The 21,013-nt window shown below is 70.3% G+C and carries 17 protein-coding genes; 9 read left to right on the top strand and 8 right to left on the bottom strand.

Annotation, left to right across the window (positions count from 1 at the left end; genetic code table 11):
• Positions 1–46: 46 nt before the first annotated feature.
• A complete protein-coding gene (locus HHX30_RS16810) occupies positions 47–382 on the top strand; it encodes a transposase (protein ID WP_211592155.1) in 336 nt (111 codons plus the stop codon).
• Between the two features lie 18 nt (positions 383–400).
• On the opposite strand, the gene HHX30_RS16815 is transcribed toward HHX30_RS16810, so the two are convergent.
• The 4 genes from HHX30_RS16815 to HHX30_RS16830 form a co-directional block, all read right to left on the bottom strand.
• Positions 401–1,861: an FAD-binding oxidoreductase gene (locus tag HHX30_RS16815; RefSeq protein ID WP_169982905.1), complete on the bottom strand. Its 1,461-nt coding sequence runs from the start codon at positions 1,859–1,861 to the stop codon at positions 401–403.
• Positions 1,862–1,936: 75 nt separating this feature from the next.
• Complete coding sequence (locus tag HHX30_RS16820; protein WP_169982906.1) at positions 1,937–2,164, bottom strand: ferredoxin; 228 nt, start codon at positions 2,162–2,164, stop codon at positions 1,937–1,939.
• Positions 2,165–2,291: 127 nt separating this feature from the next.
• A complete protein-coding gene (locus HHX30_RS16825; protein WP_169982907.1) occupies positions 2,292–3,917 on the bottom strand; it encodes an FAD-dependent monooxygenase in 1,626 nt (541 codons plus the stop codon).
• A gap of 82 nt (positions 3,918–3,999) precedes the next feature.
• Entirely contained in the window at positions 4,000–4,608 is a 609-nt protein-coding gene (locus HHX30_RS16830) for a TetR/AcrR family transcriptional regulator (protein WP_169982908.1), read from the bottom strand.
• Positions 4,609–4,672: 64 nt separating this feature from the next.
• Between HHX30_RS16830 and HHX30_RS16835 the strand changes: the two genes are divergently transcribed.
• Positions 4,673–5,074, top strand: a complete 402-nt coding sequence (locus tag HHX30_RS16835; RefSeq protein ID WP_211592123.1) for a DoxX family protein — start codon at positions 4,673–4,675, stop codon at positions 5,072–5,074.
• A 93-nt stretch (positions 5,075–5,167) separates the two neighbouring features.
• On the opposite strand, the gene HHX30_RS16840 is transcribed toward HHX30_RS16835, so the two are convergent.
• Together HHX30_RS16840 and HHX30_RS16845 are read right to left on the bottom strand one after the other, a co-directional pair.
• Positions 5,168–7,423, bottom strand: coding sequence for a bifunctional polysaccharide deacetylase/glycosyltransferase family 2 protein (locus HHX30_RS16840; protein WP_311922499.1), 2,256 nt, complete (start codon positions 7,421–7,423; stop codon positions 5,168–5,170).
• Positions 7,420–8,001, bottom strand: a complete 582-nt coding sequence (locus HHX30_RS16845; RefSeq protein ID WP_169982909.1) for a hypothetical protein — start codon at positions 7,999–8,001, stop codon at positions 7,420–7,422. The genes HHX30_RS16840 and HHX30_RS16845 overlap by 4 nt, the downstream gene beginning before the upstream one ends.
• A 288-nt stretch (positions 8,002–8,289) precedes the next feature.
• Between HHX30_RS16845 and HHX30_RS16850 the strand changes: the two genes are divergently transcribed.
• On the top strand, positions 8,290–9,111 hold the full coding sequence (locus tag HHX30_RS16850) for a tryptophan 2,3-dioxygenase (RefSeq protein WP_169982910.1): 822 nt from the start codon (positions 8,290–8,292) through the stop codon (positions 9,109–9,111).
• Positions 9,112–9,137: 26 nt separating this feature from the next.
• Positions 9,138–14,081, top strand: a complete 4,944-nt coding sequence (locus tag HHX30_RS16855; RefSeq protein WP_169982911.1) for an NAD-glutamate dehydrogenase — start codon at positions 9,138–9,140, stop codon at positions 14,079–14,081.
• A gap of 12 nt (positions 14,082–14,093) precedes the next feature.
• On the opposite strand, the gene HHX30_RS16860 is transcribed toward HHX30_RS16855, so the two are convergent.
• Positions 14,094–15,170: a hypothetical protein gene (locus HHX30_RS16860; protein ID WP_169982912.1), complete on the bottom strand. Its 1,077-nt coding sequence runs from the start codon at positions 15,168–15,170 to the stop codon at positions 14,094–14,096.
• A gap of 83 nt (positions 15,171–15,253) precedes the next feature.
• On the opposite strand from HHX30_RS16860, the gene prfB reads away from it, so the two are divergent.
• The gene (gene prfB / locus HHX30_RS16865) at positions 15,254–16,375 is read left to right on the top strand and encodes a peptide chain release factor 2 (protein ID WP_169982913.1); all 1,122 of its coding nucleotides are present in this window, start codon (positions 15,254–15,256) and stop codon (positions 16,373–16,375) included.
• A gap of 5 nt (positions 16,376–16,380) precedes the next feature.
• Here prfB and HHX30_RS16870 read toward each other — a convergent pair whose 3' ends face one another.
• The gene (locus tag HHX30_RS16870; protein ID WP_169982914.1) at positions 16,381–16,569 is read right to left on the bottom strand and encodes a hypothetical protein; all 189 of its coding nucleotides are present in this window, start codon (positions 16,567–16,569) and stop codon (positions 16,381–16,383) included.
• 179 nt (positions 16,570–16,748) lie between these two features.
• On the opposite strand from HHX30_RS16870, the gene ftsE reads away from it, so the two are divergent.
• Genes ftsE through HHX30_RS16890 form a run of 4 tightly spaced genes read left to right on the top strand, consistent with a single transcriptional unit; the run spans position 16,749 to position 20,802 of the window.
• Entirely contained in the window at positions 16,749–17,438 is a 690-nt protein-coding gene (gene ftsE / locus HHX30_RS16875; protein WP_079315626.1) for a cell division ATP-binding protein FtsE, read from the top strand.
• A gap of 14 nt (positions 17,439–17,452) precedes the next feature.
• Positions 17,453–18,352, top strand: coding sequence for a permease-like cell division protein FtsX (ftsX, locus tag HHX30_RS16880; RefSeq protein WP_169982915.1), 900 nt, complete (start codon positions 17,453–17,455; stop codon positions 18,350–18,352).
• Positions 18,353–18,408: 56 nt separating this feature from the next.
• Positions 18,409–18,891: an SsrA-binding protein SmpB gene (smpB, locus tag HHX30_RS16885; RefSeq protein WP_169982916.1), complete on the top strand. Its 483-nt coding sequence runs from the start codon at positions 18,409–18,411 to the stop codon at positions 18,889–18,891.
• 3 nt (positions 18,892–18,894) lie between these two features.
• Positions 18,895–20,802, top strand: a complete 1,908-nt coding sequence (locus HHX30_RS16890; RefSeq protein WP_169982917.1) for a penicillin-binding transpeptidase domain-containing protein — start codon at positions 18,895–18,897, stop codon at positions 20,800–20,802.
• Positions 20,803–21,013 lie beyond the last annotated feature (211 nt).

Below are 21,013 nucleotides of genomic sequence, written 5' to 3' on the forward strand. Positions count from 1 at the left end.
GCAACGGCGAGGGTGGCGAGTCAATGCGTCCGACGAGCGGGCACCCCTGGACGCGAGGTGGCCGGCGTCAGGCGTTCGCGGGGGTGATCGCGTCCTGGCCGACAAGGCCTACACCTCTGCGGCCAACCGCGCCTACCTGCGGCGGCGCGGGATCAAGGCCACTATCCACAGCAAGGCCGATCAGGATGCCAACCGCCGCGCCAGAGGTTCCAAGGGCGGGCGGCCACCCGCCTTCGATCCCGAGATGTACAAGCGGCGCCACGCGGTGGAGTGCGGCATCAACCGGCTCAAACGCCACCGTGCTGTCGCCACCAGGTACGACAAACTCGCCGTCCGCTACGAAGCCACGATACTGATCGCCGCGATCAACGGATGGCTCTGATCGACTTTGATACAGGCCCTAGACGCCCTGGGGAAGGCGGAACAGGCGGCCCGGGTCGTACGCCGCCTTGACCTGGGCCAGACGGGCGGCGTTCGCGCCGTAGTACTGCTGCCGCCAGTTCTTGAGCTCGGGGTCGACGTAGTTCACGTACGCGTGGTCGCCGAAGTGGGGCCGCATGGCGGCGTGGGCGGCCCGGGCCCAGGCGGCGGCGCCGCCGAAGTGCGAGAAGTACTGCACGCTGAACAGCGCCTTGCGGTGCGGGAACGCGGTGGCGTCGGGGCGGACCCGGCCGATGGCGCCGCCCATCGCGTCGAGCATCACGGTGTGCCGTCCCGGCGCGGCGACCTGGGCCAGCAGCGCCTTGATCCCGGCGGACGACAGCGGGGTGTAGGCGAAGTGCGACTTGGCCGAGAACGAGTCACGGACGAGCCTGCCGCTCGGATTCTGCCCCGGGAGGGTGCCGGGACGGTGGCACTGGGCCACGGACATCGACGCGCAGCCCGCCTCCACCATCATCGCGTGGTCGTACGCCGAGACCGCGACGTACCGGTTCGAGGGGCCGGAGCCGACGCGGTCGACGAGCTTCTGCAGCAGGTTCTCGCACGCCGCCTTGCCGCCGATATACAGCCCGCCGACCATCACGTCGGGCGACGGGTCGTGGCCGAGGTGGCAGTTGGACCACATCGCGTCGGGCGCGGCGGGCGCCCACGCCTGCCAGGCCTTCAGCACGGCCGCGGCCTTCGCCCAGGGCCAGTGCAGGAAGAACAGGGTCACGGGACGCGTCGGATGGGTCCGGAACGTGAACGACGTCGCCACGCCGAAGTTGCCGCCACCGCCGCCGCGCGAGGCCCAGTAGAGGTCGGGGTGCGAGCCCGGCGAGCAGGTCAGCACCTTCCCGTCGGCCGTGACGACCTTCAACGACTCCAGCACGTCGCAGGTCAGGCCGTACTGCCGCGACACCACGCCGATGCCGCCGCCCAGCGTGAGCCCGGCCACCCCGACCGTCGGGCAGGAGCCCGCCGGGATGCTGACGCCGTGCGCGGCCAGCTTGGCGTACACGTCGACCAGCCGCGCCCCGGCGCCGACCGTGGCGTGGCCGCCCGAATACGAAACGCCGCTCATCGGCGACACGTCGATCACGAGGCCGCTGCCCGTGGACCAACCCGCATAGCTGTGGCCGCCCGACCGGGAGGTCACCGGCACGCCGTAGCGCCGGGCGAACGCCAGGCACTCCGACACGTCCGCCGCCGTTCTGCAGTAGGCCACCCCGGCCGGCCGTACGGAGTCGAAGGCCGAGTTGAACACGCGACGCGCGTTGTCGTACGACGTGTCGCCGGGGCGGATCAGTTTGCCGTCCAGCCCCCGGCCGAGCGCGGACCAGTCGGCGGGACGGGGACCCGCGGGGGCGAAAGCCGTGCCCGCGAACGCGCCGGCCCCGGCCAGCGCCGAGACTCGAAGGAAACTCCGTCTGTCGATCATGGTCGTACTCCCGAGGTGGTGATCTACCTCGTTGAGACGCCTGTGGATCTGGTCTGGTTGGTCACATTGCCATCACTACGCTCCTCCTATCCGCAGGGCGAGTGCGGGGCACTTCTCCACGGCCTTCTGCGCCTCGCCGAGCAGCCAGGAGGGCACGCCGGTGTCCATGAACACCGGGAAGCCGTGGCGGTCGAGCTTGACCAGCTCGGGCACGAGGTGCGCGCAAAGGCCGTGCCCCTGGCAGCGGGTCCGGTCGACGACGAGCCTGGTGTCCCGCGCGTCCTCGACCGGCAGGGGCGGCACGCCTTTGTGGCCCGCAGCCGCCGCGGAAGCGGTGCTCCTCCACGTCTTCGGCGAACGCGTCGAGGGCCGACAGCACGAATCTGGCTGTGTCACGAGGTTGTCCGGCTCCTCTTCATGGCAGGCGGTTTCACGGGCGGGCGCCCAGGGCGCGGAAGTAGTCGCTCACGGGTGCGAAGTCGACGCTGTCGCCGCAGAAGCCGATGTACTTGTCCGGGCGGATCAGGTACAGGCTGGGGCGGCGCACGCCGTAGCGGTTGTGCGCCTCGCTGCGCAGGTCGGCGAAGACTCCGTCCAGGGGGTCGTGCGGCAGGTGGCCGCGGGTGATGACATGGGCCTCGCCGTGCCCGGCCATCGCCTCGTGTGCGGAGGCATGCCAGGCAGCCAGGGTGGCGGAGTCCGTCGTGTCCGCCGCGAACAGGACGAGGTGGTGGCCCGGCGTCCGGAGGATGTGACGGAGCGCCACCGGCCCCTCACGGTTCTCCACGTAGACGTCCCGTACCAGCTCGCCGGCTTCCGGTCCGGTGCAGGCGACATCACTCCACGCTCTGGCCTGTGATTCGTGCCAGCGTTCGAAGACGAGGTCACTGTCGCGATAGTGGACGAGATGTTCGCCGAAGGCGTTCGACAGCCGCTGCTGCACGGGATTGAGCCGGCCGAACAGGCGCAGCGCGTGCCGCCTGACTCTGCGGGCGACCAGCGTGCTGCCGGTGGCGGCCTTCGTGGTGGCCGAGGTCGCCTCGACCACGGCCTTGACCACGGGCCGGCGTTCGGCCTCGTAGCTGTCCAGGAGGGACTCCTCGGCACGCCCGGTGACGACGAGCGCGAGTTTCCAGCCCAGGTTGTAGGCGTCCTGCATGCCGGTGTTCATGCCCTGGCCGCCCACCGGGCTGTGGCTGTGCGCGGCGTCGCCGGCCAGGAGGATCCGGCCCTGGCGAAGCCGGTCGGCCAGGCTCTCGCGGGCCACGAACGATGAACTCCACTGCAGATCGCGTACGCCAGAGTCCAAAGGAGTGCGTTCGGCGACGTAGGCGGCGAAGTCGTCCAGCCCTGGGCTCTGCGGCGGCCGGTCGTCCGGTGTGCTGGCCAGGATGCGCCAGTAGCCCCCGATCATGGGGAAGACCGCCACGAGGCCGGACTTGCCGAAGTAGACATGGAAGCGGTCCCGCGTGAGCGGCCAGTCCACGGCGACGTCGCCCAGGATGAACCCCCGCTTCAGGTCGGCTCTCTCCCGGGTGATGCCCGCCGTCTCACGCACGGTGCTGTGGGCGCCGTCGGCGCCGATCAGCCACCCGGTCTCGCACCGTTCGCCGCGACCGTCTTCGTGGCCGAGTTCCACGCTGACGCTGTGCTCACCGGCCTGCTGCCCGACCAGGCGAGTGCCCCATTCGATGGTGACTCCAAGTTCCTCGACGCGCTCGCGCAGCAGCGCGACCGTCTGCCACTGCGGGATGCACAAGTCCAGCGGGAACGGGGAGTCCACGGCCGTCACGTCCATCTCGGCCAGGGCCGTCGTGCCTTGGTAGAAGTTCAGCGTGTGCAGCGGGACGCCTCGTTCGATGGCGGCTTGGGCCAGCCCGAGATCGTCCAGCATCTCCAGCGATCTCGCCGCGATCGACACCGCCCAGCTTTCCCGGTGGTCCGCGCGCCCGGCGTCGATGATCCGTGGGATCACTCCCCGCCGTGCCAGGTCGATGGCCAGCACCAGGCCGGTCGGCCCTGCGCCGACGATGAGAACGTCCGCTTTCGTAGTCACAAACTCACCTTCTTAGAACGAATGATCGTTCTTTTTAGAAGAGCATGATCCTCCGATCGTCGTCAAGAGCGAGTTTCCTTCTCTATCGGGCGGCTTGCGTGGGCGCCGACATCAGGGCTCGCATGCCGCTCCTGAAGGTCACCGAATCCGCGTGGCCGTATACCGCGCGGCGCACCAGGAACCCGTCGACCAGAGCCATCAGGACATCGGCCACATGCTCGGCCGGGACGTCGGCGGGAAGCAGCCCGCGCTGCTGATGCCGCGCCACAAGGCCGCCGACCACGCCGCGGGCCTCCGCCATGACCTCCTTCAGTTTCGTGCCCAGCGACGGCGATCGCAGAGCCTCCGACCAGACCTGGACCAGCAGTTGGGCCGACTCCTGCGATCCGGACAGCGGCGGGCGCTCGACCCCCAGTACGAGATCGACGATGTTGTCCAGATCCGGCGGCCGCGCGGCGTCGTCCGCCTCGAACGCCGACGCGACCTCGGCCAGAGCCTCGGCGGCGATCGCCGCGATGATGTCGTCCTTGCTCTTGAAGTAGCGGTAGACGGCCCCGGCCGACAACTCGGCCTCGGTCAGCACGTCCTGCATGGACGTCGCATGAAAGCCGTTGCGGATGAAGCAGCGCCGGGCGGCGTCCAGGATCTGGCGGCGGCGGGCTTCGAGGTGCTCCTTGGGCATGCGTGCCATGGGATCACAACGTAGAACGAACATTCGTACTTGACAACTTTGCCGCCTCTCTCCTAAAAAAAGAATGTTCGTTCTCTTTGCTGTGAAAGGTCGCACCATGTCGTTTGCCGCCAGCACCCTGAGCGCTCTGGTCGCCCTCGTCTTCCTCCTTGCCGGCGCCCAGAAGGTTCTGTTACGGGATCCCGTGACGGCCAACCTGCTCAGGCTCGGCGTAGGCTCGACGATGACCCGGTCGATCGGCACCCTGGAGATCGCCGGCGCGCTCGGGCTCGCGGCCGGCCTCTGGTTCAAGCCGCTCGCCGTCGCGGCCGCGGCCGGTCTCACGCTGCTGTTGATCGGCGCAGTGGGGTTCCATCTCCGCGCCCGCGACTTCGCGCACCGGCGCCACCGCTCCCACGCCGTGGCGCCCGTGGTGCTGGCCGTGGTCACCGGAACGACCATGGCCTTGTTGCTCGCGACTTCCTGAGCAAAGAGCGCGGTGACAGCACAGTTCAGCCCAGGGCACGTCGGGGTGGTGGCTGGAGCCATTTGGGCCCAGTCAAGGCGATGCTCGACGCCATCAAGGACGGCTCCGTCTCCTCGGAGCGTTCGCACCCCTGACCGCCCGGCGCCGGCGGCCCGCGGGTCTCCCGGCGGCCGGTATCGCCACGGCCTGGCCCGCCAGGGCGAACGTGCCCTCCCTGCGGACCGTGTGCCAGCGCAGCCGCGCGCCCAGGACCGCCGTGGCCACGGACTGGATGACGACCAGATACATCAGCTGCCGGTAGACGAACTGCTGCAGCGGCAGCGCCCACAGCACCGAGGCGCGTTCGCCGTCCAGGCGCAACGCATACCAGCCGGTGAGGGCCTGCAGCGCGACGAAGCCGGCCCACACCGCGACCACCGGAAGAGGGTCGCCGACGAGCAGGCCGTACATCGCCATGACGTCGACGACGGGGGCCAGCAGCGGCAGGATCACCTGGAACAGCGCGAGATATCCGAGGCATCGGCGGCCGAAGGGCCGGCGCTCCACGATCGCCCCGCGGTGCTTCCAGATCGCCTGCAGCGTGCCGTAGCACCACCGGTACCGCTGCCGCCACAGCTGGCTGAGCGAGGCGGGCGCCTCGGTCCACGCGCGGGCCCGCTCCTCGTAGACCACCCGCCAGCCCCTGCGGCAGATCGCCATGGTCAGATCGGTGTCCTCGGCGAGCGTGTCCGCGCTGACGCCCCCGGCCGAGGCCACCGCCTCGCGGCGGAACGCGCCGATCGCCCCCGGCACCGTCGCCATGCAGCCGAGCAGGTCGAACGCGCGGCGATCCAGGTTGAACCCGACGACGTACTCGATGTGCTGCCAGCGCCCGATCAGCCCTCGCCGGTTGCCGACCTTGGTGTTGCCGCTGACCGCGCCGACCGTCCGGTCCGCGAGCGGTCGTACGAGGTGGCCGATGGTCGGGGGCTCGAAGACGGTGTCGCCGTCGACCATGACCAGGACGTCGTGGGCGGCGTGGGCGATCCCGGTGGTGAGCGCGGCGGGCTTCCCGGCGTTCGGCTGCCGGATCACCCGGACCCCGGGCAGTCCGAGCGAGGCGGCGATCGGTCCCGTCCCGTCGGTGGAGCCGTCGTCCACGACGACGACCTCGACCCGGCCGGGGTAGTCGGTCCTGACCAGGGACCGCACCGTCGCCTCGATCCCCACCTCCTCGTTGTACGCGGGGACGATCACCGAGACCGGCGGCGGGACCGCCCATGGGGGGACGCCGGTGTTCGCGGGCCGTCGGCGCGTCCTGCGGGCGTGCGCCCACGCCAGCGCGGCGAACAGGGCCGACCTCAGCAGGGTGAGCGCGCCGGCCACGGCGAGGAACCAGCCGAGCGCCTCGACGAGGGCGAAGGAGGCGCGCTGGGCGAATGACAGGACCGTGCCGAGGACGCGCTCGCCGGGGGCGGCGGCCGTGTGCGCCGTGGGGAGCCCGACGGCGTCCGTGAGCGTGGTCGCGGTGTATCCCTTCTTCTCCAGCCGGGTGAGCAGCCGGTCGACGGCGGCCAGCGTCCGGGTGCGGTCGCCGCCCGAGTCGTGGAACATGATCACTGCACCCTCGCCCTCGACCGTGCGCGCGAGGGACGCGAGGACCATCTCGTCCACGGGCGGGCGGCTCCAGTCGCCCGTGTCCACGTCGGTGAACGTCACCAGGTATCCCTCGTCGCCGAGCAGCCGCATCGCCGCGAGCTGCCCGTACCCGACCGCGCCGGGGGCCGAGGAGTACGGCATGCGGGCGAGGCGGGTGTGGATCCCGGCCGCCGCGGCCAGCGTCTTCTGCGTCAGGGACATCTCCACGCGGGCCCGCCAGGCCGGCACGGCGCCCAGGTCGGCGTGGGTGTAGGTGTGGTTGCCGATCTCGTGCCCCTCGGCGACCAGCCGGCGGGCGAGCTCGGGGTGCTCGGCCACGTGCGCCCCCAGCACGAAGAAGGTCGCCTTCGCGTGGTGCTCGCGGAGCAGGTCGAGCAGCCGGGGAGTCCAGCGGGGATCGGGACCGTCGTCGAAGGTGAGCGCCACCGTGCGCGGCTTGGGCCGCGCGCTGAGCGGCCGCGATTCCGAGACGTTGACCAGAGGGCCGCCGGAGCGGATCCGTTCGAGCTCGGCGGAGTCGCCGTAGTCGGCCGGGGGCGGCCGGGTCTCGCCGACGACGTTGTGCGCGTACGCGTTGAGCAGCAGCGCTCCGGACATGAGCAGCGCGGCGATCGCGACGAGGAACCAGTGACCGCGCGGCTCGGGAGGTCTGCGCTGGGCCGGTCCGCTCTGGGCCGGTCTGCGCTGGGCCGGTCCGCGCGGACGCCTCACTGGGTCGTGCCGGGAGTCTGCCCGGGCTGCCCGGGGGGCGTCTGGACCGCGCTGGGCCCCGGCGCGGGGGTCCGTGTGAGCTCTCCGGACGGCGCCGTGGCCGGCGGGACCTCCGGTTCGGACGACGGCGCGGGCGCGGACTGCCCGGACGAGGAGATCTCCACGTCCGGCTCACGGCCCGCCGGAGGCGTCGTGCTCGGCTTCAGGCTCCCGCGTGGGGAAGGCGAGGCGGAGGGGACCCTGCTCGGCAGGCCGCGGCCGGAGGTCGCCCGCCGCGCGGCCGCCGTCGAGTGCGGCGTGCCGCTCGCCCGGGGGACACGCCTGTGCTCGGATCTGTGCTCGGAGCTGGGGGACGCGGTGGGGGAGCCCGTGGGGGAGCGTTCCACCACCTGCTGTCCCCGCGTGCCGACCCAGCCCATCGGGGGGAGTTCGGGGCCTGTCAGTGCTCCGCTCACCAGGGTGAGCGTCAGCGCGAGGACGACGATCGCCCCGCCGACCGCGGCGGCTGTCAAGATCTTGGCCCGGCGTCCGCTCTGGTCCACGAAGACGGCCGTACGCGCCGGGTGATGATCTTCCACGAAGCATGATCGTACGCGAGTCGAAAGCAGCTTCGAGAAGTTCGAACCATTTCGTGATCCGAGGGTTCCGGCTTTCCCGATGCCTCGTGCGGAGAACCCCTGGGATGCGTTCGGTTGAGGCTCCCGGCGGGGGTGGGGCTGGTTAAATGGGCGCAGCACCGGCCCCTGGTGTGAACGCACGGACGAAGTTGACGTTTGTGCTGTTATGGGGTGATATCAGGTGCGGTGGTGCCGGGCTTTCGGTCAATGGGGATCGGAAGGGACGCGCCCATCGTGGAGGAGTGGCGCATGCCTGCGACGCCGTACGGCCGAGCTGGATCGGGGGACGTGCTGCCCCCGCCCCGTAGCTTCGGCGAGGAGGGCGGACGCCTCTCCTACGGCGGCTATCTGCGCCTGCCCGAGCTGCTCGCCCAGCAGGAGCAGCGGTCCGGGGCCAGCGACGAGCTGCTGTTCATCACCGTCCACCAGGTCTACGAGCTGTGGTTCAAGCTCCTGCTGCACGAGCTGGAGCGGATCAGGGACGCGATGGTCGAGGGCGCGCTGTGGCGCGCCAGGCACCTGTTCCGCCGCGTCCACGCGGTGGAGAAGGTCATGGTCGACCAGGTCCAGGTGCTGGAGACGATGACGCCGCAGGACTTCCTGGAGTTCCGGTCGGTCCTCGCCCCCGCGAGCGGCTTCCAGTCGGTCCAGTTCCGTGAGCTGGAGTTCCTCTCCGGCGCCAAGGACCCCTCGTACCTCGGCCGGCTCAGGGACGCCGACGACGCGGAAATCGCCAGGTTGCGGCGGCGGCTCGCCGAACCGTCCCTGTGGGATGCTTACCTCATCGCCCTCTCCCAGCGGGGCCTGCCGGTCTCCGACGAAGAGATCATGGAATCCCTGCTGGCCGTGGCCCGTGACCGGGGGTCGTACGACGATCTGTGGGACCTGGCCGAAGATCTCCTCACGCACGACGAGACCACCGCACTCTGGCGGATGAGGCACGTGCAGATGGTGGAGCGCCAGATCGGCACGAAATCCGGTACGGGAGGCTCGTCCGGGGCACCGTATTTGAGGGGACGGACGCGTTTGCACTTCTTTCCCCTGTTGTGGGAACTCCGGGCCTGGCTTTGAATCCTCACAAGGGAGTGAGTAGCGACATGCCGCTCGAAATGGCGCTAGATCGGCAGGAATCGGACGAAGCGTTGGATGAGCTTCTCCGTCTCGCCGCCGAGAGGTGCGCGCACGCGCCGGGAGCGCTGCAGGTGGAGGGCGAGGATCCCCTGGCCTTCCTGAGGCGGTACTACCGCAACGTCCCCGTCGAGGACCTGATCGACCGCGACCCGGTGGACGTGTACGGCCCCGCCATGGCCCACCGCCACCTGGCCCAGCACCGGCCGCAGGGACGCGCGCTGGTCCGCGTCTACACCCCCACCCTCGAGGAGTGCGGCTGGGACCCGGGCCGCACCGTGGTCCAGATCGTCACCGACGACATGCCGTTCCTGGTCGACTCGGTGACGACCGAGCTGGACCGGCACGAGATCGGCACCCACCTGATCGTCCACCCGCAGATGCGGGTGCGCCGGGACATGACCGGCGAACTGCTCGGCGCGGGCCAGGAGGACGTGACCGGGCAGGTCGTCCGCGAGTCGTGGATGCACATCGAGATCGACCGGCAGGCCGATCAGGACGTGCTCAAGGAACTGGAGAGCGACCTGCAGCGGGTGCTGCTCGACGTGCGCTGCGCGGTCGAGGACTTCGCCAAGATGCGGGCGCTGGCCGTGCAGACCGCCGAGGACCTGGCGGTCAACCCGCCGCCGCTCGACCCCGCGCAGGTCGAGGACGGCATGGAGCTGCTGCGGTGGCTGGCCGACGGCCACTTCACCTTCCTCGGCTACCGGGAGTACCGGCTGGAGGACACCGACGGCGGCGCCGCGCTGCGCGGCCTGCCCGGCACCGGACTCGGCATCCTGCGGGCCGACAAGGCCGGATCGGCCAGCTTCGCCGCCCTGCCGCCGAAGGTGCGGGCGAAGGCGCGGGAGAAGCAGCTGCTGATCGTCACCAAGGCCAACAGCCGGGCCACCGTCTACAAGCCCCACTACCTCGACTACGTCGGGATCAAGGTCTTCTCGCCCGAGGGCGAGGTGATCGGCGAACGGCGGTTCCTCGGGCTGTTCACCCACGTGGCGTACAACGAGTCGATCTCCCGGATCCCGGTCCTGCGGCGCAAGCTCGCCGAGGTGCTGGAGCGCGCGGGGCTGTCGCCCGACAGCCACGACGGCAAGGATCTGATGGAGATCCTGGAGACCTACCCGCGCACCGAGCTCTTCCAGATCTCCGTGGACGAGCTGCTGCCCATCGCGCTCGGCGTGCTGCGGCTGCGCGAGCGCAAGCAGGTCAAGCTGTTCCTGCGCCGCGACGACTACGGCCGCTACATCTCCTGCATGATCTTCCTGCCGCGCGACCGTTACACCACCAAGGTCCGCCTGCACATGCAGCGGATCCTGATGAAGGCGCTCGGCGGCACCTCGCTCGACTACAGCACGATGATCGGCGAGTCGGCGCTGGCCCGGCTGCACATCGTGATCCGCGGCGAGCGCGGCAAGCCGCTCGGCGAGACGCCGGTCGACGTCGAGGAGCTGGAGGCGCGGCTGGCCGCCACCACCCGCACGTGGGAGGACGACCTGGCCGCCGCGATCGGCGAGCTGTGCCCGGAGGAGGAGGCGCCAGGGCTGCTGCGCCGCTACGGCTCCGCCTTCCCCGAGGGGTACAAGGCGGACTTCCCGGCCCGTACGGCCGTGGCCGACCTCAAGCGGCTGGAGGCGCTCGGCGAGGACCCGAACGCCATCGGCATGAACCTCTACGAGCCGTACGGCGCGGCGGAGGGGGAGCGGCGCTTCAAGCTCTACCGGCTGGGCGCGCCGATCTCGCTGTCGCGGGTGCTTCCGCTGCTCACGCGGATGGGCGTCGAGGTGGTGGACGAGCGGCCGTACGAGATCGACCGCGACCACGATCCCCAGACCAAGGACGCCTGGATCTACGACTTCGGCCTGCGGTACACCCCCTCGGAGGACGTGCACCGCGACGAGTTCAAGCGATTGTTCCAGGACGCGTTCGCCGTGCTGTGGCGCGGCGAGGTGGAGAACGACGGCTTCAACGCGCTCGTGCTGGCCGGCGGGCTCACCTGGGAGCAGGCCGAGATCCTCCGGGCGTACGCCAAGTATCTGCGGCAGGCCGGGACCACGTTCAGCCAGACGTACATAGAGAGGGTGCTGCAGGGCAACGTGCGGCTGGCCCGGCTGCTGGTGCGGCTGTTCGAGGCCAGGCTCGACCCGCGCCGGCCGGACGACGCCAGGGCGGAGGTCTGCGACGCGCTGACCGAGGAGATCCTCGCCTCGCTGGACGAGGTGGCGTCGCTCGACGAGGACCGCATCCTGCGGGCCTACCTCGAGATGATCCAGGCGACGCTGCGCACCAACGTCTTCCAGGCCGCACGTGAGGACGGGCGCGAGGTGGGGGCCGCCGGCAGCCAGTTCGTCACCGGCAGGCGCAAGCCGTACATCTCGCTGAAGGTCGACCCGCAGGCGATCAGCGTGCTGCCGCTGCCCCGGCCGAAGTACGAGATCTTCGTGTACTCGCCGCGGGTCGAGGGCGTGCACCTGCGCTTCGGCAAGGTCGCCCGTGGCGGCCTGCGCTGGTCGGACCGCATGGAGGACTTCCGCACGGAGATCCTCGGCCTGGTCAAGGCGCAGATGGTGAAGAACACCGTCATCGTGCCGACCGGCTCGAAGGGCGGCTTCGTCGTCAAGCAGCCCCCGGCCGGCGGACGCGACGAGGTCCTGGCCGAGGGCGTGGCCTGCTACCGCCACTTCATCTCCGGTCTGCTCGACCTGACCGACAACCTGGTCGCCGGGCAGGTCGTGCCGCCGCCCGACGTCGTGCGGCACGACGGCGACGACACCTACCTCGTGGTCGCCGCCGACAAGGGCACCGCGAAGTTCTCCGACATCGCCAACGAGGTGGCCAAGGAGTACGGCTACTGGCTCGGCGACGCCTTCGCCTCCGGCGGTTCCGTGGGCTACGACCACAAGGCCATGGGCATCACCGCCAGGGGCGCCTGGGAGTCGGTGAAGTACCACTTCCGCACGCTCGGCGTGAACGTGCAGACCACCGACTTCACCGTGGTCGGCATCGGCGACATGTCCGGCGACGTGTTCGGCAACGGCATGCTCCTGTCGGAGCACATCCGGCTCGTGGCGGCCTTCGACCACCGGCACGTGTTCATCGACCCCGACCCGGACGCCGCGCGCGGCTTCGCCGAGCGGCGGCGGCTGTTCGAGCTGCCCAGGAGCTCGTGGGACGACTACGACAGGTCGCTCATCTCGGCGGGCGGCGGCGTGTGGCCGCGCACCGCGAAGTCGATCCCCGTCTCGCCGCAGACGCGCTCCGCGCTCGGCCTGCCGCACGGCGTCACCGCGCTCGCGCCGAACGACCTGATCAGCGCGATCCTGCGGGCCCCCGTCGACCTGCTGTGGAACGGCGGCATCGGCACGTACGTCAAGGCGTCGTCGGAGACCCACGCCGACGCGGGGGACAAGGCCAACGACGTGCTCCGGATCAACGCCGCCGACCTGCGCTGCAAGGTCGTCGGCGAGGGCGGCAACCTCGGCTTCACCCAGCGGGCGCGGATCGAGTTCGCGCTGAACGGCGGCCTGATCAACACCGACTTCATCGACAACTCGGCCGGTGTGGACACCTCCGACCACGAGGTGAACATCAAGATCCTGCTCGACCAGGTCGTCCGCGACGGCGACATGACCGACAAGCAGCGCAACGAGCTCTTCCTCGACATGACCGACGAGGTGGGCAGGCTGGTGCTGGAGGACAACTACGCCCAGAACGTCGTGCTCGCGGCGGCCCGCACCCAGGCGCCGGAGATGCTGCACATCCACGCCCGCTACCTGCGGAAGCTGGAGCGCGAGGGCCTGGTCAACCGGGAGCTGGAGTTCCTGCCGTCGGACAAGGTGCTCGCCGAGCGCCGCCAGGCCGGGCTGGGGCTGGCCAACCCCGAGTTCGCGGTGCTGCTCGCCTACACCAAGCTCGTGGTGGACGCGGAGCTGCTGCAGTCGGACATCCCCGACGACCCGTCGCTGGCGTCATGGCTGGTGTCGTACTTCCCCTCGGCCCTGCGCGACCGCTTCCGCGCGTACATGGACTCCCACCCGCTGCGGCGGGAGATCATCACGACCCGGATCGTGAACGACCTGGTCAACTTCGGCGGGACGAGCCTGGTCTACCGCTTCGGCGAGGAGACCGGCGCGTCGGCGCCCGACATCGTGCGGGCCTACCTGGTGACCCGGGAGGTCTTCGACCTGCCGTCGTTCGTGCGGCAGGTCGAGGAGCTGGACAACGAGGTCGACACCGCGACCCAGCTCGCCATGCTGCTGGAGGGCCGCAAGCTGTCCGAGCGCGGCACCCGCTGGCTGCTCGGCAACCGCCGCCCGCCGCTCGATCTCGCCTCCACCGTCCGCTACTTCGTCGAGGGCGCGAGCGGCCTGCTGCCGCACCTGCCCAAGCTGCTGACCGGCCCCGACCTGCTGGCGTACGAGGAGCGCAGGGACTCCTTCGTGGCCAGGGGCGTGCCCGGCGAGCTGGCCGAGCGGGTCGCGGCGATGGTGCCCGCCTACTCCACGTTCGACCTCGTGGAGATCGCGGCGTACACCGGCAGGCCGGTGAGCGAGGTGGCCGAGGTCTACTTCGACCTGGCCGACCGGCTCCAGCTCGCCCGGCTGCGCGAACGGGTGATCGCGCTGCCGCGCGACAGCCGGTGGAACTCGATGGCCAGGTCCGCGCTGCGCGACGACCTGTACGCCGCCCACGCGACGCTGACCAGGGACGTGCTGATCCACAGCCGGCCGGGCCTGTCGCCGGAGGAGCGGCTGGCGAGCTGGACGGAGGCCAACCAGGCCGCGGTGACGCGGTCGCGGCAGACGCTGTCGGAGATCTGGGAGAGCGACACCTTCGACCTGGCGACGCTGTCGGTCGCGCTGCGCGCGGTGCGGACGCTGGTCTCCACCAGCAACCTCCCCCACGCGGAGGCGTGACGTGTCCGGCGATCAGCGGTTGGAGCCGCCGGTGACGATGCCCTCGTAGCCGACGACGTGCGCGGGCGCGGTGGACGCCTTGGGCGGCACCGCGCTCACGTACTGCTGGGTCTCGACGATCTGCCGCTTCTGCCGGATGAACAGGTCCTTGGCGGGGCTCAGCAGCCAGCGGGCCGCGGCGGGGACCGTCACGGGACGCCCCTCGCCGCACTTGAGCCCCTGCGGGACGGGCGTCCAGGAGGACGTGCGGATCAGCGTGTACAGCATCACCGCGCCGCCGTCGCGCGTACGCAGCGCGAAGATCGGGTAGTTGGGCGCCGAGGCGAAGATCGACTCGTAGTTCATGCAGTCGTCGGCCTTCGCCGACTTCTTGGTCTCGCTGATCTCGTCGAAGAATCCGGTGGTCTGCGGGCCCGGGGCGATCAGCCCGGACGCGTAGCCCTTGGGGCCCTCCTCGGCGACCGTGGCGTGCAGCGGGCCCATCAGGTTGGGACTGATGGCGACCGTGGCGTCGCGCGACTCCAGCGCCGTGGCGAACCCGTCCGCGTCCAGGGCGACCGAGGGCGCCTTCTCGCCGGGGTAGAGCAGGGACGCGAAGCTGTTGCGCCACGGCCCGTCCTTGCTCTGCCGTACGAACGTGAACACGGCCGTGCGGACGTCGCCGGACGCGTCGCGCCGCTCCGCGGTGGCCGCGAACCAGACGGCCGGACGGGCGCTCTGCCGGGGCACGAGCACCTCACGGTTGTCCCAGGTGTAGTGGGCCGGCTTGCCCTCGCGGGAGTGGATCTCGGCGATCGTGATGGGCCGCTGGCCGTCCTGGGTGAGCAGGAGCGCCCACCGGCCGGCCCCGGCCTGCCTGAGCACGTCGTCGGTGTCCAGGAACGCGTCGAGCGCCCGGGAGGCCTCCTCCAGCGTCACCGCCGGGGGGCTGGGCGACGGGCTCGGGCCGCGTTCCTCGCCGGGGCTCGGCAGCGCGGAGGTGGCCGCCGCCGGGCTGGCCGGCGACCGGGCGGGCTCCCCGCCCGAGCAGGCGACGGTCGCACACGTCACGAGGGCAAGGGCCAGCGCGCTCCGAACGACCCCGTTCACGCCAGCCTCCCCATGCAATCGATTCACATGCTATCGAGGTGCGCTGCCTGACAGGGTCTCCGATTCGCGTACCCTTTACAGACGTGGCAGTCATCGATCCAGCCGAAGAGATCAACGAGCTTGGCGGCACGCTGAAGAGCATTCAGGACGTGCTCGACCTCGACGCCCTGCGCAAGCAGATCGCCGAGTTGGAGGAGCAGGCTGCCGCGCCCGACCTGTGGAACGACCCCGAGCAGGCTCAGCGGGTCACCAGCCGGCTCTCGCACCTGCAGGCCGAGGTCAACCGGGTGGACGGCCTGGGCCGCCGACTGGAGGACCTGCCGATCCTGTTCGAGCTGGCCGCCGAGGAGGGCGACGAGGACGCGCTGGCCGAGGCCGACAAGGAGCTCGCCGCGCTCAGGTCCGAGGTCGGCGCGCTGGAGGTCCGCACGCTCCTGTCGGGCGAGTACGACGCCCGCGAGGCCCTGGTGACCATCAACGCGCAGGCGGGCGGCGTCGACGCGGCCGACTGGGCCCAGATGCTGCTGCGCATGTACCTGCGGTGGGCCGAGCGCAAGGGCTACCCGGCCGAGACCTACGAGACCTCCTACGCCGAGGAGGCCGGCATCAAGTCCGCCACCTTCGCGGTCAAGGCCCCCTACGCGTACGGCACGCTCAGGGGCGAGCACGGCACCCACCGGCTGGTGCGGATCAGCCCGTTCGACAACCAGGGTCGCCGGCAGACCTCGTTCGCGGGCGTGGACGTGGTGCCCGTGGTCGAGCAGACCGACCACATCGACATCAACGAGGACGACCTGCGCATCGACGTCTACCGGTCGTCCGGGCCGGGCGGCCAGGGCGTGAACACGACCGACTCGGCCGTGCGGATCACCCACCTGCCGACCGGGATCGTGGTCTCCTGCCAGAACGAGCGGTCCCAGCTGCAGAACCGCGCGACGGCGATGGCCGTCCTCTCGGCCAAGCTGCTGGAGCGCAAGCGGCAGGAGGAGGCCGCGGCGATGAACGAGCTGCGCGGCGAGGCGACCACGTCGTGGGGCACGCAGATCCGCAACTACGTGCTGCACCCGTACCAGATCGTGAAGGACCTGCGCACGGGCGTGGAGGCGGGCAACCCCACCGCCGTGCTGGACGGCGACCTCGACGAGTTCATCGAGGGCGAGATCCGCTGGATGCGCCGCCAGGAGTCCGGCGACGCCGCCCAGTAGGCGTATCAGTAACCGCTGATGTGACCGACTGCCACCAGCACCACGACGAGCAGCACGATCAGCGCGATGACGAGGGGCGACAGCCCCATGAACCCGTGGTGGTGAACCTTGGCGCGGCCCTCCCGGCAGACGGGGCAGCGCCCCTCCACCACGGGGCCCGCGCACGCGGCGCAGATCAGATGTTCGCAGCTCATAGCAGCTTTACCGCCCCATCGCCCAAGGGCTAATCGTTTTGTTTCCGTTATGGACGTTCCATGCCAGTGTTACCCCTAGACTGGCCTTCGGCCAAACGGAACGTCGATCCCGAGCAAAGTGACCGGCGACCCCCGGACCGGCCGTCCCACCCCCTAGACTGGCTAGCCGTGATGCGCCCGTGATCCATTTCGATAATGTCACCAAGGTCTACGCGAACCAAAACCGGCCTGCCCTCGACCACGTGAGCGTGGACGTCGACAAGGGCGAGTTCGTCTTCCTGGTCGGTCCTTCAGGGTCGGGGAAGTCCACCTTCCTCCGGCTGGTCCTGAAGGAGGAGCGGCCCAACAGCGGCTCCATCCACGTGGCCGGCAAGGACCTGTCGAAGCTGTCCAACTTCAAGGTGCCGCACCTGCGCCGCCGGATCGGCTGCGTGTTCCAGGACTTCCGGCTGCTGCCGAACAAGAACGTCTACGAGAACGTGGCGTTCGCCCTGGAGGTCATCGGCAAGCCGCGCCGGTTCATCCGTAAGGTCGTGCCCGAGGTCATCGAGCTCGTCGGCCTGGAGGGCAAGGCGCATCGCATGCCGGAGGAGCTGTCCGGTGGCGAGCAGCAGCGGGTCGCCATGGCCCGCGCGTTCGTCAACCGGCCGATGATCCTGCTGGCGGACGAGCCCACCGGAAACATCGACCCCGCCACGAGCATCGGCATCATGAAGGTGCTCGACCGAATCAACAGGACCGGCACGACCGTCCTCATGGCGACGCACGACGCCGCGATCGTCGACTCCATGCGCAAGCGCGTGGTCGAGCTCGAGGACGGCAAGATCGTCCGCGACCAGTCGCGCGGCGTGTACGGCCAGGCGTATTAGGAGTAACTGGGACCATGCGGGCCAACTTCATCTTCTCCGAGGTCTGGATCGGCCTTCGGCGCAACCTCACGATGACCATCGCGGTGATCGTGACCGTGGCGGTCGGCATGGCGCTGCTCGGCGTCGGAATGATGATCAACTCCCAGGTCTCGAAGCTCACCGGCTTCTGGACCGACAAGGTCGAACTGTCGGTCTACCTGTGCACGAAGAACGCGCCTTTCGAGCCCTGTAAGAACAAGGGCGCGGTCACGCAGGAGGAGAAGGCCAACCTCAAGCAGACGATCGAGGCGCTTCCGGACGTCGAGCGGGTGCAGTTCGAGAACCAGGCCGAGGCGTACAAGCACTTCCAGGAGACCGAGAGCAACCGCACCCTCCTGTCGGTGACCAAGGCCGAGGACATGCCGGAGTCGTTCCGGGTGAAGCTGAAGGACCCGGACAAGGCGGCGGCCGTCGCGGCCAGCCTCAAGGGGCAGGCCGGGGTCTCCAACGTCGTCAACGAACGCGACCTGCTCGAATCGGTCTTCGGCTTCATGGACAAGCTGCGTTACATGGCGCTGGGCATCGCCGCCCTCATGTTGTTCGCGGCCATCCTGCTGATCGGCAACACGGTCCGGCTGTCGGCGTACAACCGCCGCAGGGAGACCGGCATCATGCGACTGGTCGGCGCGTCCAACATCTACATCCAGCTGCCGTTCGTGATGGAGGGCCTGATCGCCGGCCTCATCGGCGGCGTCCTGTCCGGCGTGATCCTGATCATCGTCAAGGTCTTCATCTTCGAGTCGATCCAGACGTACATGGCCGCGCCCCTCGGCTGGGACACGGTCGCCGGTGTGATCACGGGCACCATGGCCATCGGTGTGCTGATCTGTGTGCTCGCCTCGTTCGTCACCCTGCGCCGCTACCTGCGGGTGTGATCCCGCACTGCCGCGCAGCTCGTTTCCGCCCCTCGCGGCGACGGTAGGCTCCCCTTATGCCACGTGAGACCGGGCGCAAGCTGATCGCCCAGAACAAGCGTGCCAGGCACGACTTCTTCATCGAGGACACCTACGAGGCCGGGCTCGTCCTGACCGGCACCGAGGTCAAGTCCCTGCGGGCGGGAAAGGCCAACCTGACCGACGGCTACGCCTCGGTCGAGGGCGGCGAGCTCTGGCTGATCAACGTGTACATCCCGGAGTACAGCCAGGGCACCTGGACCAACCACGCCGCGCGGCGCACGCGCAAGCTGCTGGTGCACCGCAAGGAGATCGGCAAGCTCGAAGCGTCGCTGAAGGAGAAGGGCCTCACGCTGATCCCGCTGTCGATGTACTTCAAGGACGGCCGGGCGAAGATCGAAATCGGCATCGCCAGAGGTAAGAAGGACTACGACAAGCGGCAGACGCTGATGGAGAAGCAGGCGAACCGGGAGATGGCGCGGGCCATGTCGAACGCGGTCCGCCGCCGGGGGGGCCGTTAGGCCGTGTCCTTCCGAAGATTCGGGGCCGTCCGGGCGAGAGCCGTACGGGCCGCGCTCGCGCTGGGCCTGACCGCGCCCCTGCTGACCGGCTGCTTCGAGGAGCCGTCGCCGCACGAGGCGGTGCGCGACTTCCTCGTCGGCTGGCAGACGGGGGACTACGCGGCCGCCGCGCGGCGGGCCGACGGCGACCAGGCGGCGGTGCGCAAGGCGCTGGAGAACGCCCGCCTGCAGCTGGACGCCGCCTCGGTCCGCTTCTCCCTGCGGGGGATCGACCAGGACGGCGACGCCGCGCAGGCCGGCTACCACGCCGAGGTGGACCTCGGGGAGAACAACCCCCTCTGGCAGTACGACGGCAACCTGCCCCTGCACCTGGTCGGCGGCCAGTGGAAGGTGCGGTGGTCGCCGAGCGTCATCCACCCCGACCTGCACCCCGGGCAGCGGCTCGCGGTCGCCACCGTCCCCAAGGGCCGCAAGCCCATCCTCGACCGCAACGGCAACGCGCTGCAGGACGAGACCGTGCTGCACGTCGCCGGGGTCACCCCCGCCAAGGTCAAGGATCCCGGCCGGCTCTGCGAGCAGTTGTCGAAGGTCACCGGCTTCGCCCAGGACCGCCTGCTGAGCCGCATCCTGTCGTCGCCCCCGCAGGACTTCGTCCCCCTCGCGACGTTCGGGCGGACGAAGTTCGCCCAGATCAGGTCCAAGCTGGAGGCCATCAGAGGTCTGGAGTTCCAGACCGACAACCCGCCGGTCGCGCCCAAGTCGCCCACCCAGATCGTCGGCGTGGTCTCGGCCATCACCCCGGAGGCGGAGCAGCGGCTCGGCGGACCGCAGCGGGCGGGCGACACGCTCGGCCGGGACGGCCTGCAGCAGGCCTACCAGGACCAGCTCACCGGCTCGACCGAGACCCGGGTCGTCGTCCTCGACAACGCCACCGGGCAACAGGTCAAGGAGCTCAAGGCGTGGCCGGGGCGGGAGAACTCGTCGGTCCAGACCACGATCGACAGCCGGCTCCAGAGCGCCGGGGACGCCGCGGTCGCGGGGCCCCGCCCGGCCGCGCTCGTCGCGGTGCAGGCCTCCACCGGCGAGGTGCTCGCCGTCTCCACCAACCAGCTGCACCAGGAGGACGACGCGCTGGCCGGCAAATACGTGGCGGGCAGCGCCTTCTCGATCATCGCCGCGGAGGGACTGCTCCAGTCGGGCCTCGACCCCAAACAGAAGGTGCCGTGCAGCGCCGACCGCACCGTGGGCGGGGCGCGCTTCCAGCAGCCCGGCGTCGACGGTGTGACGACGCCCACCTTCCAGACCGACTTCGCGCAGGGCTGCGTGACCGCGCTGGCGTCGCTGGCCCGGCGGATCAGCGGCCAGCGGCTCGCCGCCAGCGCGACCCAGTTCGGCATCGGCAGCGACTGGAAGCTGCCGCTGAAGACCTTCAGCGGGTCGATCGCCGCCCCCGACGGCGACGCGGCCATCGCGAAGATCATCGCCGGGCAGGGCGCGCGGGTGAGCCCGCTGGCGATGGCCCTCGTCGCCGGGGCCGTCAGGTCCGGCACGTGGCGGCCGCCGGTGCTGGTGGTCTCGCCCCTCGCGCCCGATCCGAGCGCCGAGGGCGGCACCACCCCGGCCACCGCGCGGCCCGTGACGCTCGACCCCGCGGTCACCGCGAAGTTGCGCACGCTCATGCGGGCCGGTGTGTCGTCCGGCGCGGCCTCCGCCGCCTCCGCCCCCGGTGATCCCGTGTACGGCGTGGCCGCCGAGGTCACCCAGACGGAGAAGAAGGAGCGCACGAAGCTCTCGTGGTTCGTGGGCTGGCAGGGGGACGTCGCGGTCGCCGTGCTGGCGCAGAGCGGCGACCTGTCGGCCGCTCCGGCGATCGCGGGGAGCTTCTTTCGCGGGGCTCAGCCCCAGACCTGAAAAAGGCGTGAGGGCGAGCAACCATCCGGGCGGTGACCGGCGTCTTTCTAGGTGACTGGGACCCGCTTGGGGGGTTGCGGGCCCAGTCGCCGTGATGAGGACAGGGCTCCATCTCGGGGGGAGCCCTGCCGTCCGGACCGGCTCGACCCTGCCGGTCGGCCCCCGGGGCGTGCGCCAGAGGCCGCGTCCCGGGGGCTTCGGCGTCCCCCGG

The organism is Microbispora sp. H10836 (assembly GCF_012999525.1).
GTDB lineage: Bacteria > Actinomycetota > Actinomycetes > Streptosporangiales > Streptosporangiaceae > Microbispora.